The organism is Bacillus sp. ISL-55, from assembly GCF_018613155.1.
Lineage (GTDB): Bacteria > Bacillota > Bacilli > Bacillales > Cytobacillaceae > Mesobacillus.
In genome coordinates this window covers 117,706-131,572 of record NZ_JAGGQU010000012.1, presented here as the reverse complement: position 1 = coordinate 131,572, position 13,867 = coordinate 117,706, and the positions used below count along the sequence as shown (strand labels likewise).

Below are 13,867 nucleotides of genomic sequence, written 5' to 3'. Positions count from 1 at the left end.
CCTTAAAACGGTAATCCTCGGGCTTAACGTCACATAAAAGGTATTAATGTTCTCTTAAAACCGTAATCCTCGAGTTAATCGTCACATAAAAGGGATTAATGTTCCCTTAAAACCGCAATCCTCGAGTTTATCGTCACATAAAAGGGATTAATGTTCCCTAAAAACCGTAATCCTCGGGCTTATCGTCACATAAAAAGGTTTACATACAAATACACCATTGTAATTATCTGAGTAAAACCCTCTCTATTTCCCATCCTCAGGTAAGGGAAGAATAAAAAATAAAAAAATACTTTTCTGAAAAATTAAAAATGGTAAAATATAACTAGTGTCTAAAGGAAGCTGGTGATTTGATGCATCCGATTACGGTTATTGAGATATTGTCAGCTTTGGCTTTTGTGTTGATGCTTTTGGGGGTTGCTTACTTTTTGCCCGAGAAGAAGCGGAATGCCGCTTTAAAGATAATCGTTATTGTAATCGTCATGGAGTTGACGTTCTTTGCAATTCGGCCTCTTTGGATTAACTATCATCTTGGTGTTAAAACCGAGCAGCTGACTGAATACCTGGAAAAGAGGTATCCGGGAGAAGAATTCAGTATCAGCTATCGTACGAGCCGAAATTATAATCCATATCATATGGAAGTGAGATTCGAGAATGAGCAGGGCTGGATTTACGGTTATTCTGTCACTGATCAAGGAATCAGGCAGGTAAGTGTTGGCGTACCAAATGCAGAGTTGCCTGATGAAGGGCTGCATTATGAGGATTTGGGAGATTAATAGTGAACAAGTAGTTGTGTATTGCGAGCTGCTTTCAGGCGGCTTTTTATAATATCAGAGTTTAGTTGTTGCGCTTCTCAATAAAATACAGTCCACCAGGAGGCTTCATGGTTTATTTTAAAAAGGCAATTGAGCAGTTTGTTTTATGGATCGTCTGTGTGTTTTTGTTTATCGGTATTTTGTTTTTACCGGGTACGACGGAATATGAGACTGGAAAGGGCGGACAGTTTGTATCCGCCAGCTATGATTATGACTTGGACAGGCATATTCAAAATATCACGGGCTTCTTTACCTACATCAAAGAAAATCAAGGATTAGGAGAGTTTGTCCCCGGTCAGACATATGCTGATCGGATAGGGGGCAAGGCGTGGAAAAGTTTGCTCCTGATTGTGCCGACTTTGATTTTGGCTTATATTTTTGGTGTGTTGAAGGGAATCTTTGATTTTCGGATGCAGAGGAAAAAGTTAAACTTCCTTGGGAATGGGACGACGTGGCTGTTCATCTCGATGCCGGATCTTTTTTTCATCATTGTCGCCCAGATTGGCTTGATGTATTTATATGAAAAAGGCCTCTTTTTCCATGTGACCTTATATGGCAGTGAAAAACTTGAAACCTATGTGGTTGGTATTCTATTTTTGCTGATTTATCCTGTTTTCTACCTTGCGAATATCACCAAGGTGAGTTTGCAGGAGCAGGAAGGAAACGATTATATCCGGACTGCGAAATCAAAAGGAACTCCCGGCATGAAAATATTGTTTATGCATATTTTGAAAAACTCCTTTCCTAGAATACTGGCGCATGCGAATACCATCACACTCTATGTACTATCGAATCTATTTATTGTGGAAAAACTAATGGATTTTCAGGGAGCGGCGGACGGTCTGTTTGATGCGGTACTAAGGGGAACAGGCTTCAGGATTGGACTGGATATTATGGTAGACGGCATTTCGGCAACCGGTTATGCGATCTTTTTTGCCACGATCATTCTGATTGCAAATCTGGTTGCACAGATTTTTAAGAGTCTTGTCACCCCGGCTTCACAGGAGATGAATCATGAATAAATCATTACTATTTGGCTTGATTATATTGTCTTTTCTAGTGCTTATATCATTCATGGCCCCTTATCTTCCGTTCGTGGATTCTTCGTTAAAAGAAACAGTGATGAGGCAGAAGGATGATGGCGGTTTCGAACTTCCTCCGTTCGCACCATCCGCGGATTTTCCAATCGGGTCAGATGCGAATGGCAAGGATTTACTGAGCAGGGTGCTGCTGGGTACGAAAGAAACGCTGTTAACCATCCTGGCGATCGTGCTGATCCGTTATATCATTGCGATCCCGTTAGCGATGGCAAGTTTTTATTCGAAACTCTTCCAAAGAATATTGATCATATGGAATCGATTGTTCTCATTTTTGCCGCCGATTTTCTTTGTCATCCTGTTAATTGGCACACCGTTCATTACTTTTTCGAGCAATCGATATCTCTGGATTATGCTAGTGCTCGCTTTAATTGAAGCAGGCAGGGTTGCCGATATTTTTTTCCAGGGAATGGTCGATATTTCAAAAAAACCTTATGTCGAAGGAGGTATTGTTGCAGGGTCTTCACCATTGACAATGCTGAAAAACTACTACTGGCCGCCATTAAGGCCGTTCTTCATCGTTCAGTTTTTCTCAGATCTTGGGAGGACGTTATTTCTCATCGGCCAGCTTGGCATCGTCGAAATCTTTTTGAGCGTCGAATTCGTTTCCCAGCTTGGTGGAGGGTATAAGGCGATGAACGCCTCCAATGCATGGCCGACCTATTTCGCAGAGATTACCCACCACATCTGGTCGCATCCATGGCTGCCGATTACCGGCACCATTGCCATAGGGATTACCATATTAGCCTTCTCGATGACAAGCAGCGGGTTGCAGCAATATTTTGATAAAAAGTATAAAAGAGCTTAAAAGTAAGGAGAGGTGTACAGGCACTTCTCTTCTTTTGTTTAAAAATAGGTTATTTAGTTTATCAATGAGTGTAACCTTTTTACCCGTTCTCCTGACAAATAGATAAAGAGTTTATTCAACAGGAGGCTAAGACAATGAAAAAATTATGGATGATTTTGCTGATGGGTTTGCTGGTGACCGGCTGCGGAACGGAGAGCCAGGTTTCGAATAACGATAATCAGGAAAAAGGAGGTGCCGGAATCGTGGCAGGAGAGATGGATGCAAGTATGAAAGAGGAGAGTCCGCTGGTTTTTCAATATGAAGTCAAAAATCAAACGGAACAGGAAGTGACATTGGAATTTACAAGTTCCCAGCGGTACGATTATTCGGTCGAGACAAAGGATGGAAAGGAAATCTTTCTATTTTCAAGTGTCGCGAACTTTTTACAGGCTTTAGGAGAGGAAAAGGTAAAGCAGGGGGAGACGTTGAGTTATGACATCGACCTACATGAGCTTTCCCTTGATAAAGGAGACTATGTCCTTTCTGTCTGGATGACACCGAAAGAAGGAAAAAAGTTCATGGTGACAAAGGAATTCTCTGTTGAATGATGAGAAACCACGGAAATAAGAAAAGAATGATCCATTTCGTGCAGGGGCTTGTACCTATTCGAAACGTTTTATTGAGGCTTGTGGGGCATCCAGATAAAAAAGGGAGAATGAAATGAGAACAAGAAGAAGTGCGATCGTAATGGTATTTTTGCTGGCTTTATGCCTTGCAGCCTGCTCGAAGGAACAGATTTCTGGCGAAGGTTTTATTTTAGAAGTAAGCGACGAGGCAATTCTGGTCGTGAAAAATATTAATCAGGAAAGATATAATGAAATTAAAGATGTTCCCGGTGACGCATTAATCGACCAAGGAGGATTGGAGTTAATCTGGCTGGATTATGAAGCGGCTGATGGGTTACAAAAAGGCGACCATATTGAGTTCTGGATTGACGGCAGTATCAGGGAAAGCTATCCCGAGCAAGCCACAGCGAAGAAAATAATACGTAAATAATATTCAATGAATCGAAAGCTGATATAAAAGTCGGCTTTCTTTTTTTACGGGATGAACGATTCTGGTGTTTCCTTCAGGACTTTGATTCCCCCCGCGCCTTCTATAGCTGCGCCAATCGATTGCAAAAAATCCGAAGAGACAATAATTTTCTGCAGTTCCCTCAGCTCCTGCTGATTGAAGGTTGAAAGCTCTTTGCTGACAGCTAAAGCTTCGATTGTCTGGCCGATTGATTGGACCCATACACCTGTAATAATTTCGCTTTCTCCTTCGGTTTCATCTCTCAGGGCATATAATCTGGACAATAAAATCGCTTCTGTAATCTGGGCAGCGGCCTGAACGAACAGGGAAACAGAGATTTGTTTTTCAATCTGGGCAATCATCTCCTCCTTGCTCGAACTGTCCTTCTTTTTAAAAAATGAGTTCATTTCTACACCTCCAGTCCTTTATGGAATCATTAATGCGGTTTTTATCCAGTTATTGAATTATATTCATGAAAAGTAAATCGGCTATGGGGAAGTGCCTATGTGTGGGTTCTCATTCCATACCGGGCCGGCGTTTCGCAATAACGGCCTCAGTATGATAAAATCTGATTTAGCTAATTCACAGCAAAGGACGGAAATGATGAGCAAAACGATACCGGTTAAAAAGAACGATTTTATAGATGTAGTGTTTGAGGATTTGACGCATGACGGTGCGGGTGTGGCCAAGATTGACGGCTACCCGATTTTTGTCCAGGGTGGGCTTCCTGGCGAAAAAGCAACCATCAAAGTGACTAAGGTGAATAAGGGCTACGGCTTTGGCCGCTTGATGGAAATTATTGAAAGAAGTACGTTCCGGGTAGAGTGTCCGGCTGAGGATGCCCATAAATATGGTGGCTGCCAGCTGCAGCATATCAGCTATGAGGGCCAGCTGAAGTATAAAGAGAACCAGGTAAAGCAAGTGCTGACGCGAATTGGCAAGCTTGAGGATGTTGTGGTACATCCGATTTTGGGAATGGACAACCCATGGCATTACCGGAACAAAGCTCAGGTGCCGGTTGGCGAGAAGGATGGCAAGCTGATCGCAGGCTTCTTCAAGCCGCGCAGCCATGAAATCGTTGATACAGACGAAAGCCTGCTGCATCTTGATGAAATCAACGAAGCAATCAAGGCGGTAAAAGAAATCGCCAGCGAGCTGGGCATTCAGCCATATAATGAGGAAAAGCATAAAGGTGTGCTTCGCCACATCATGGCCCGCTATGGCAGGCAAACTGGTGAGCTGATGGTCGTTATTGTGACCAGGACAAATGAGATTCCTCAGCAAAAAGTGCTGGTCGATGAAATCGTCGCAAGGCTTCCGAAGATAAAATCAATCGTTCATAACATTAACTCGAAGAAAACGAATGTCATCATGGGAGACAAAACGGAGGTCCTTTGGGGCAGCGAAGTCATCTATGACAATATCGGTGACATCAAGTTCGCGATTTCCGCGCGATCATTTTATCAGGTGAACCCTGAGCAGACAAAAGTGCTTTACGACAAAGCACTCGAGTACGCCGAGCTGACAGGAGAAGAATCCGTCATAGATGCCTATTGCGGCATCGGAACCATCTCGTTATTTTTAGCGCAAAAAGCAAAGAAGGTATTCGGAGTCGAAATCGTCCCCGAAGCTATTGAAGACGCAAGACGAAACGCCGAACTGAACGGCATCACCAACGCTGAATTTGCAGTCGGCGAAGCCGAAACAGTCATACCGGCATGGTATAAAGAAGGTAACAGCGCAGACGTGTTGGTCGTAGACCCGCCGCGAAAAGGCTGCGACGAGGCACTGTTGCAAACGATCATCGACATGAAACCGAAAAAAGTTGTGTACGTATCCTGCAACCCCGCCACCCTCGCAAGAGATTTGCGGATTCTCGAAGATGGCGGATACAAGACAGTTGAAGTACAGCCAGTCGACATGTTCCCGCAGACGACACACTGTGAAGCTGTTGCAAAGATTGAATTAGCATAAATAGTAGTGCCTTATCCATTTCGTGGATAAGGCTTTTGTTGTTTCAAGAAACTATTCTAATTGATAATGGCATTTAGAATCTAAACCGGAATCGTCCCCATGTCTCGTGCGGAACATGAGCCATTTATAATAATTCCCCAGTAGGAAATACTGTAAAAATAAATTGTAAAATGGGGGGGCAAAATTATGCCTGAATTGCCGGAGATGGAAACATATAGAACATTACTGGGCTCATTGATAGGCGGGCAGAACATTTCAGGTGTTGAGATTGGGCGGGAAAAGTCTATTAACGTACCGGTTGACGGGTTTGCTATGCAAGTTTCAAATCAAGCTATAAAAACGATTAGTAGAAGAGCGAAATATTTAATTTTTGAATTACAGGATGGAAAATGTTTATTATTGCACTTGATGCTTGGCGGATGGATGTTTTTTGGCAAAGAGGAAGATCGGCCGAACAGGACGATTCAAGTAAAGCTTTCATTCGGGGAACAACATTTATTTTTCATTGGACTGCGATTGGGCTACCTGCATCTTTTATCTTCTGAGGAGGTCAAGGAAGAGTTCAAGAAACTCGGACCTGAAGTGCTTGAACCTGATTTTACTTTGGATGCCTTTCATCAATTAATGGATAAAAGAAGAGGAACAATTAAAACAACATTAATCAATCAAGAAGTGCTAGCTGGAATAGGGAATGGGTATTCGGATGAGATTCTCTGGCATGCAGAGATTCGCCCTGATAAAAAAATCAATGAGCTTGAAGATCAACAATTATCACGGCTATATCATTCGATACAGTTCATCCTTAAAAGAGGAATTCAACAAGGTGGTTATATGGAAAACCCGCTATATAAAGGAGATGGCAAGACTGGGGGCTATCAATTTTATGTTTATGACAGAGAAGGTGAGGCATGTTCCCGTTGCAATGCTTCCATTGTAAAAAGTGAAATCTCTTCACGAAAAACTTACTTTTGTCCGAATTGCCAGCAATAGGTGAAAGTTTGTAAACACACATTGTGAAGCTGTTGCAGAATTAGAGAGTCTTATCCTTTGACGGATAAGGCTCTTTTAGTAGATGGTTTTATTTCCATCTTTTGGTGTGTTATATTGGTATGAGTCTTGAGAGGCCCCACGAAGAAAAGGGCTAACTTAAATGGGAGTGAACTGAATTGGATAGCATAATTTTTGATCTGGGTGGAACTATTTGGGATCAATCGACACGGTACTCAGTGCCTGGAACAGCGTTATACGAAAAAGTACTCTCATAAATAGTGAATTAACCAGGAAAGACTTTGAAGGTACGATGGGTCTACAGATGGATGATATAAGCAGGAAACTCTTTCCCGACTTAGCTGATACAGAACGGGAAAAAATAATAAAAGATTGTTGTGAAATTGAACAATCTATTCTAGAAAAAAACGGTGGGGTTCTTTTTCCCAAGAGGATGTCCTGAAGGAGCTTTCTCAAAGGTACAAACTATATATCGTCAGTAACTGCCAAGATGGCTACATAGAAGCTTTTTATAAGTCTCATAGACTTGACAAGTATTTTATAGACTTTGAAAACCCAGGCAGAACGGGTCTGTCAAAAGGTGAAAATATTAACTTAGTTATTGAGAGAAATAACCTATCAAGCCCAGTTTATGTGGGCGACACACAGGGTGATTTAGCAGCAGCCAGATTTGCTGATATTCCCTTTATATATGCTGAATACGGGTTTGGCCAAGTAAGTGAATATGATATGAAAATTAAAAGTTTTGAAGAACTTTTAATAGTTTTTAATAGAGATGAACAAGATTCCGAATATAAATCTGTACAGAAAGGAAGGATACAATCATGAAGGGAATCCCTTATTTAGTCTTAATGATGGCTTTGCTGTTCATGGCTGCAGGCTGCTCACAGACAGAAGTGAAGAATGAAATGTCACCAGCAAACGAGGAAGAAAATCAAACTGTTGATTCTGACTTAGATAACGACAATGAAGAGGAAGCGCAACCGTCTGAAACAGATGATGCTTCAGATGAACAACTCTCAGAAAATATGAATATCGACGACTACCTGAATGCGCATTACAAAATTGATGGGACGCATTATGAAACGGGCGTATGGGAAAGCGACTCAGGAATGACGAATTATTCAGTAAAATTGCTGCCAGATACGGAAGAGTACAGTCAGGAAATCAATGAAAAATTCCAGGATGGACATACGAAAAGTTATGAAGAAACTGAAATGATGTTTGAAATGGCGAAACAAATCATGGATGAATTGCCTAAGGTTAAAAATAAGAGCCGCGTGGATTCAGTTAGTTGGGTCTCCTATGATGGGAAATTCAAAGTCGTCCTGATCCAGGATTTCGAAAACAGTGAAAAACAAGCGGACGGGGAATCGCTATCTAACTATTCAAGTAATCAAATTGAGTACGCTCGGGTTTGGCTGCAACTTGGACCCAATCAGGAAATCGATGAATTGAATGTCCGGCACATTCCAGCAGGGGAAAAACTGAATCCTGACGATGAAACAAGTGCCAGTTATCCTGAGGATGTCATCCAGTTGGCAGGTTCTCGTTTAGTGGATGGTTCTGTGACTTATAGCGGCAATGGGAACGGCACGATCAATGTGTACAATGTCCCTTTGCGCTGGGATGGACAATATCCAGCAGGGAAAGATTTTTATAATGAAATCATCCAAAGTACAAAGCTCGTCCGGATCGATACTTGGGACGATCAAAAGGTCATACGGCTGATAAAATTGCTGAATGTTCATTAATTGTAATGACGGAAGTGAGGGTTTTATTTGAGGATTATCGGAATTGACCTATCAGGTCCAAAAAATCATAAGGATACAGTTCTCGCTATTTTTAAACAAGAGGAAAACCACCTGGAATTGGTTAAGTGGGAAAATAACTTAAGCGATCAGGACATATTGAAAAAGGTTTTCGAGCAAAGTCAATTGGATGAGGTCGTGATCGGAATTGATGCACCATTATCCTATCAAGACGGTGGCGGAGATCGAAAAAGTGACCGGGAACTAAGAAAGTTCATTGTGGATTTAGGGATGAGATCTGGGTCAATCATGCCGCCAACCTTAAATAGAATGGTGTATTTAACATTAAGAGGAATAAAGCTTAGTAGAGAAATAGAGAATCTAAACGCCGCGTATCCCATTTCTTTAGTGGAAGTCCATCCAGGGGCCGTAATTGGATCGAGACTGTCCAAACAAGATATTGAATACGTGTTGGCCTATAAACAAGAACAATCAGCTAGAAGTTATATACGGAATTGGCTTACAGAGCAGGGGCTTACACAATTACCGATTGAAATGGAAGAAGAAAGCCATTCAATCGATGCATGTGCAGCTGCGTTAGGTGCATGGCACTGGAAGGATCGTTCGTATAATACAAAGTGGATATTCCGGGCTAGTCCTCCGCTACATCCTTATGACTATTGCTGTTAAATTCAGCTGTAGTTGGCTGTATGTATTTGAAGTCATTTAGTTCGGTTAGTTGTTATTTCTTTAGTAATCATTGGAGTTCCCTCAATTAATGCCTCTTTAGATTACAACCAAGGTAATAAAGAGATTAAAGGCAAAACAAGTTGAAACTGAGGAGGCAAATATATGGATGCTACATTTATTGTTGAAAGAATTAATGACCTGTTCAATATAAAAAATAAGGATATCTATTCAAGGGAATCTGGGCTTACCTACCAGGCAGATAGAAAAGTTAAAAAGGTAGGCTACTGTGTTAACCTCACGCTTGAAACGATTGAGGAAGCAAGAATTCATGGTGTTGATATGTTAGTGACTCACCACGATGCATGGGATGAAATATTTGGCTTGAAAGAGGCATGCATCGAAAAACTAGCGGAATATGGCATAAGTCACTACTATAATCACTTGCCTCTTGATGACTGTGATTTTGGAACAAATGATAGTTTATTAAAGGAATTGAATTTGGAAATTGTTAAAAGAACCCACGAATTGGAAGGGTTATATACTGGCAGAGTCGCAGAATCTGGTGAAGAAATCGAATTTAATGAATTAGTGAATCGTATGGTAAATCTACTTGAAGAACCAGTTAGATATTGGCGGTTTAATGACAAGAAGGTGAAACGGGTGGGCTTGGTCTGTGGCAATGGAGCGCCAACAGATTGCCTTAAAGAAGCAGTTGAAAATGAGTGTGATGTATACATTACAGGGGAATGCAATTTGTCTACGATTCAATATGCTCAGTTTAAACGAATCAATCTTATCGTTGGGAGTCATACTTTCATAGAGTTATTTGGTATTGAAAGCCTAGCATTGAAATTGAATGAAAATATAAAAGAACTTGAAGTTGTGAGACTTAATGAAGGACATTATTGAGCGAATCTAAACAAATAAAAAGTGCCTGTCACTCACCCGAAAAAATCCAGGGAGTGCCAGGCACTTTCTTTAAGTCTAATTCAAGTTACTGCCGTCAATATACACTTTGATTCGATCGATCTTGCCATCACGACTGAAAATGGTTTGACTTGTTTCGTGATCTAGGGTGTCTGCATCTTCATAGATACGTTCTGTTCCATCTTTATAACATACGATGATTTTCTTTTGGCTGTCTAGATAATAGATGACTGGAACTGCACAGAATGTAAATCCTAAGGAATTCTTATCTAGCTGGATGGTGTCTGAACCTTCAGCATGGCTATTCCTAGGCAGGGACCATGTTTTCGGCTCTGTTAAGAACTCAGCCTTTGCTAATAACTCCGGTTTGAAATGAATACGTCCGGCTTCTGCCTTCACGCCTAACTCACCTAGTCTGGAGATAAAGTCTTCTTTAACCTGTCCGGTCATACCTGGTTGTTGGACTCCTGCAAAGCCGGGAGTATGGGAATAAGCATCTGTTGGAAATGCGCCGTATTGTTCCGGTGATTTATCCAGTCCTATTCCTGCCTTAAGATCTTCATAGTAATTCATAAGCGCCCTGGCTTCCTCAGTCAGCCCCTTTTGGCCGGAGAGATCTTCAAAGTTTTCCTGTGTCGCCAAAACTAGCTTTGATACCATATGCCAATAGATGCTTCCTAAACCTTCATACTTATAAAAGGTGCCGGAGCGTCCTGTAAAAGCATGATGGTCAAAAAGGTTCGTGAAGATTTCTGCAACGATTTTGATATCCTCATCCTTATACTCTTTTGTCGCTTTAAGTGCTTCTTGAATCTCATCACCGTTTCTGAATTGACCGTTAAAATGGTACTTCCCATTCACATCTTTTTCAATGAACCGTGTGGAATTCCGATTCAGTTCTGCTGTTAAAACAGTTGATGACATAACTTGTTCCTCAGGAATCACATTTTTCTCTAAGAACTTTGGCAATTCACGATTCGGATATAGCATATAGCTGTTTTGGTCTTCGCGATAAATAGAACTATCTCGAAGTGCCGCTAAGACTTCGATCGTTTCTTTTTCATCTAAAGCTTTTGAACTTAGTACGGCAACCTGGCCTTCTAACATCTCATAAAGATTGGATATGCTGCAGTTTTCCTGATCAAATCGGATGAGATTGTAAGAGTGATATAGGCCGTCATCTCGTTTATTCTTTTTAATGGAATCTTGTAAGTGGAGCATTGAAACCTCAATGAATTCTTTAAGGGATTCTATTGAAAGTGCCCCTTTATCTCCTGAAAAACCTTTATCATAGATGGATTCTCTATACGCTTCTCCAATCTTGCCTAAAGCTTTTACGATAGAGTAACGAGTGTCATCGGACATTGTATTGCCAAGGGATTCTTTACTATCCTTCAATACTGCCATTGTCTCCTGAAACATCTGAAGCACTTCAACTGAAACCTCAATGGAGTCCTCTTTCATTTCCTTCACGATTTGACCCATAAAAGCTTGGAAACGATGCAGATAATACAGGGTAACCATGGACAATCCATTTCCAACAAGGGCGTTGTTCGCATCGTTCCACTCAGGACGTTGAGTATTCATCCAAATACCGCCCTCAGGCACATAGTTAGAGAACTTTGCAAGAAGGGTAACCAACAGCTTTTCCATTAAATTAACTTTGTAGATTCCGTCCTTGTTGTAAACTAACTTGCCATCTGATCCAAGACTTGCCGTTCTGTCCTCAATGAGTTGTTCAAGCTCCTCATCAAAAACAATAGTGTTTCTTGGGTCTTCGACTAATGCATCAAATCCTTTAATCCTGTATGGAACATTTCCATAAACAAAAATGTCTTTATGAAGAAGATCCTGTAATTTTTCAGGATGATAAGACTTTGATAATTCCATTAGCTTCAAAAGGTAAATAATTTGATGGTCTCCCCAGTATCCAATATTTGACCACGGATCTTCAGGGTCTAGTTTCTCCCAGTCAATTCCGTCCTTCGTAATACGGTATGGGTTATAACCGTCTGCTGTTGATGCGTTTACGAATTTGGCAATGATACTCTCCGTATATTCAGGGTAAGAGATGGATAAGGCTTCCCAATTTTGAAAGATATCACGCCAATTTCCTTCAAACTTCAGATCCTTGCTTCCATCTTCTTTGGCAATCTCGATACTGAATTTATTCCACGGACGGCTTGGGTCTCCATGTCGCCTGCTGTAGGTAAGTGGCAAGTATTCAAATACTAATCGCTCAAAATCCTTGCAACCACGCTCTGCTGCCAAAGCAATCAGTTCATTATAATTAATGGTTTCAGGCAATTGGCTTATAAAATCCAGTTGTTTCATATATACTTGTTGATTCCAAACCCCTACAAAAGCTTTGAAATCCTCCCGGTTAATCACATAGCCGTCTGCATAGATCCCGCCACGCATGATATTGTAAAGGGTATTTGAAAAATGTCGGTAACCCGCCTTCTCGTTAGCAGTAAATTGGAATCCGTCAGCATCAAATACAAGCTTCTTAAGATTGTGCTCACCCTTTGAAACATCAGCTTCCACGTCTTCAAGAATTGGGTGTTGATTCGTAATATCCTGAATAAGCTTCTCGACTTTTGGAGCGCTTTGATTGAGTTCAGCGACGATATACCAGTTCTTTGATTCTCGACCCTGAAGGCGGATTGAATCGACAACATAGTAGGAACCTCTTCGACCCTTAATATCCACTTCAGTTTGGATCTCTGCATTTTGAGAGAAAGCTTTAATCTGTTGTTCTGACAAAAGGTAGCCAGGATTCTCAAGTCCCTTTGACCAAACCGTCGTTGCTTTCAATGATTCACTTGGCTCCGCTTTATCGGTTAAAATCGAACTGAGCGTGTAGATGCCAAGCCCTGCTTCTTCTACTAATTCACAGCGTTTATATCCATCAACCAGCGTGCTCTTTGTCGTTTGCAAAAGCGTATTGACCCCGTAAGGAAGGATGTTGCGAATACCGTCCAGGACTCTGATCTCTACATCCTTTTCAGCCAGGTTAACCAATCTGGATTCTTTGATAAATCCAAATAAATCACTGCTTTTCCATGTATAGGTGTAACTAACCTCAAGGTCATGGTTAATCTCTTCAAACATAATCTTATTACCTATAGTGTTTTTATATAGGTTTCTTGTAATCTTATAGACATCGCTATTATGAGTTGAGAAAGGCTTCCAGAGAAAATTCTTTTCATTTTTATTCACGATCAGTATGGTATGTGAACCGGTTGTCTCAACACTGTCATGGATTTTATCATCTGTATAATATGGAAATAATGCTGACTCTGCATTTTTACGGCCGCAAGTCAGTCCGCCAGTACTTGAGATAAACATCCAAAGGTCCACATCACTTACTATTGTCATAAAGAATGGGTTCATTTGATTGTAGTTTTCTATCTTGAAATAAGTTTCCTCACTGATCGTTACCGTTTCTAGTGAAATCGGTTTCATTTCAGTGTGTAAAGATGCATTTCCAAAGTACAAGTTTGGTATATTCATCATTGTGTATTCCTTTCTGAAAATCATTTTACTATTAATAAGGTAATCTAATACATTCTTCTTTTTTTGGAGATTAATTTTCAGTTTCACTCTTTATTTTATCCTTTAACGTTATTTTTCTTTAGGGTTGATCTTTTGTAAACGGTTTTATAATTTTGGGGATGGTATTGATACTGCGAATTATACAATCGTTTTTTGGGTTTATTTTGAAGAAAGGGTAAACTCACAAAG

Annotated in this window: 12 protein-coding genes and 2 pseudogenes; 12 read left to right on the top strand and 2 right to left on the bottom strand. The window is 40.8% G+C overall.

What is annotated here, in order from left to right; all coding sequences use genetic code 11:
* Window positions 1-350 precede the first annotated feature (350 nt).
* The 5 genes from J7E32_RS07410 to J7E32_RS07390 all read left to right on the top strand — a co-directional run bounded on the left by J7E32_RS07410 (window position 351) and on the right by J7E32_RS07390 (window position 3,752).
* Window positions 351-773, top strand: a complete 423-nt coding sequence (locus J7E32_RS07410; RefSeq protein ID WP_214905801.1) for a hypothetical protein — start codon at window positions 351-353, stop codon at window positions 771-773.
* Between the two features lie 107 nt (window positions 774-880).
* Window positions 881-1,834 carry an ABC transporter permease subunit gene (locus J7E32_RS07405; protein WP_214905798.1) on the top strand — a complete coding sequence of 318 codons (954 nt, stop codon included), beginning with the start codon at window positions 881-883 and terminating at the stop codon, window positions 1,832-1,834.
* Window positions 1,827-2,717, top strand: a complete 891-nt coding sequence (locus tag J7E32_RS07400) for an ABC transporter permease subunit (protein WP_214905795.1) — start codon at window positions 1,827-1,829, stop codon at window positions 2,715-2,717. Before J7E32_RS07405 ends, J7E32_RS07400 begins: the two co-directional genes overlap by 8 nt.
* 134 nt (window positions 2,718-2,851) lie before the next feature.
* Window positions 2,852-3,304, top strand: a complete 453-nt coding sequence (locus J7E32_RS07395; RefSeq protein ID WP_214905792.1) for a BsuPI-related putative proteinase inhibitor — start codon at window positions 2,852-2,854, stop codon at window positions 3,302-3,304.
* Between the two features lie 112 nt (window positions 3,305-3,416).
* Window positions 3,417-3,752 (top strand): DUF3221 domain-containing protein, encoded by a 336-nt coding sequence (locus J7E32_RS07390; RefSeq protein ID WP_214905789.1) that lies wholly within the window; start codon window positions 3,417-3,419, stop codon window positions 3,750-3,752.
* 44 nt (window positions 3,753-3,796) lie between these two features.
* On the opposite strand, the gene J7E32_RS07385 is transcribed toward J7E32_RS07390, so the two are convergent.
* Entirely contained in the window at window positions 3,797-4,177 is a 381-nt protein-coding gene (locus J7E32_RS07385; protein WP_214905786.1) for a hypothetical protein, read from the bottom strand.
* A gap of 196 nt (window positions 4,178-4,373) precedes the next feature.
* Between J7E32_RS07385 and rlmD the strand changes: the two genes are divergently transcribed.
* From rlmD to J7E32_RS07355, 7 genes and pseudogenes are all read left to right on the top strand, one after another.
* On the top strand, window positions 4,374-5,744 hold the full coding sequence (gene rlmD, locus J7E32_RS07380; protein ID WP_214905833.1) for a 23S rRNA (uracil(1939)-C(5))-methyltransferase RlmD: 1,371 nt from the start codon (window positions 4,374-4,376) through the stop codon (window positions 5,742-5,744).
* A gap of 186 nt (window positions 5,745-5,930) precedes the next feature.
* Window positions 5,931-6,734 (top strand): bifunctional DNA-formamidopyrimidine glycosylase/DNA-(apurinic or apyrimidinic site) lyase, encoded by an 804-nt coding sequence (mutM, locus tag J7E32_RS07375; RefSeq protein ID WP_214905784.1) that lies wholly within the window; start codon window positions 5,931-5,933, stop codon window positions 6,732-6,734.
* A gap of 408 nt (window positions 6,735-7,142) precedes the next feature.
* Window positions 7,143-7,385 (top strand): annotated as a pseudogene (locus J7E32_RS23200) (HAD family hydrolase); the annotation flags it as partial.
* The gene (locus J7E32_RS23195) at window positions 7,386-7,580 is read left to right on the top strand and encodes an HAD family hydrolase (protein ID WP_353654027.1); all 195 of its coding nucleotides are present in this window, start codon (window positions 7,386-7,388) and stop codon (window positions 7,578-7,580) included.
* A gap of 548 nt (window positions 7,581-8,128) precedes the next feature.
* Window positions 8,129-8,506: pseudogene (locus J7E32_RS07365) on the top strand (hypothetical protein); the annotation flags it as partial.
* Between the two features lie 27 nt (window positions 8,507-8,533).
* A complete protein-coding gene (locus tag J7E32_RS07360; protein WP_214905782.1) occupies window positions 8,534-9,193 on the top strand; it encodes a DUF429 domain-containing protein in 660 nt (219 codons plus the stop codon).
* Window positions 9,194-9,355: 162 nt separating this feature from the next.
* Window positions 9,356-10,102, top strand: coding sequence for a Nif3-like dinuclear metal center hexameric protein (locus J7E32_RS07355; RefSeq protein ID WP_214905780.1), 747 nt, complete (start codon window positions 9,356-9,358; stop codon window positions 10,100-10,102).
* Window positions 10,103-10,177: 75 nt separating this feature from the next.
* Here J7E32_RS07355 and J7E32_RS07350 read toward each other — a convergent pair whose 3' ends face one another.
* Window positions 10,178-13,663, bottom strand: a complete 3,486-nt coding sequence (locus J7E32_RS07350; protein WP_286182851.1) for a hypothetical protein — start codon at window positions 13,661-13,663, stop codon at window positions 10,178-10,180.
* Window positions 13,664-13,867 lie beyond the last annotated feature (204 nt).

Excerpts from the sequence above, each read along its gene's own strand:
- J7E32_RS07410 (WP_214905801.1), top strand. The coding sequence starts at position 351 with ATGCATCCGATTACGGTTATTGAGATATTGTCAGCTTTGGCTTTTGTG.
- J7E32_RS07405 (WP_214905798.1), top strand. The coding sequence starts at position 881 with ATGGTTTATTTTAAAAAGGCAATTGAGCAGTTTGTTTTATGGATCGTC.
- J7E32_RS07400 (WP_214905795.1), top strand. The coding sequence starts at position 1,827 with ATGAATAAATCATTACTATTTGGCTTGATTATATTGTCTTTTCTAGTG.
- J7E32_RS07395 (WP_214905792.1), top strand. The coding sequence starts at position 2,852 with ATGAAAAAATTATGGATGATTTTGCTGATGGGTTTGCTGGTGACCGGC.
- J7E32_RS07390 (WP_214905789.1), top strand. The coding sequence starts at position 3,417 with ATGAGAACAAGAAGAAGTGCGATCGTAATGGTATTTTTGCTGGCTTTA.
- J7E32_RS07385 (WP_214905786.1), bottom strand. The coding sequence starts at position 4,177 with ATGAACTCATTTTTTAAAAAGAAGGACAGTTCGAGCAAGGAGGAGATG.
- rlmD (WP_214905833.1), top strand. The coding sequence starts at position 4,374 with ATGAGCAAAACGATACCGGTTAAAAAGAACGATTTTATAGATGTAGTG.
- mutM (WP_214905784.1), top strand. The coding sequence starts at position 5,931 with ATGCCTGAATTGCCGGAGATGGAAACATATAGAACATTACTGGGCTCA.
- J7E32_RS07355 (WP_214905780.1), top strand. The coding sequence starts at position 9,356 with ATGGATGCTACATTTATTGTTGAAAGAATTAATGACCTGTTCAATATA.
- J7E32_RS07350 (WP_286182851.1), bottom strand. The coding sequence starts at position 13,663 with ATGATTTTCAGAAAGGAATACACAATGATGAATATACCAAACTTGTAC.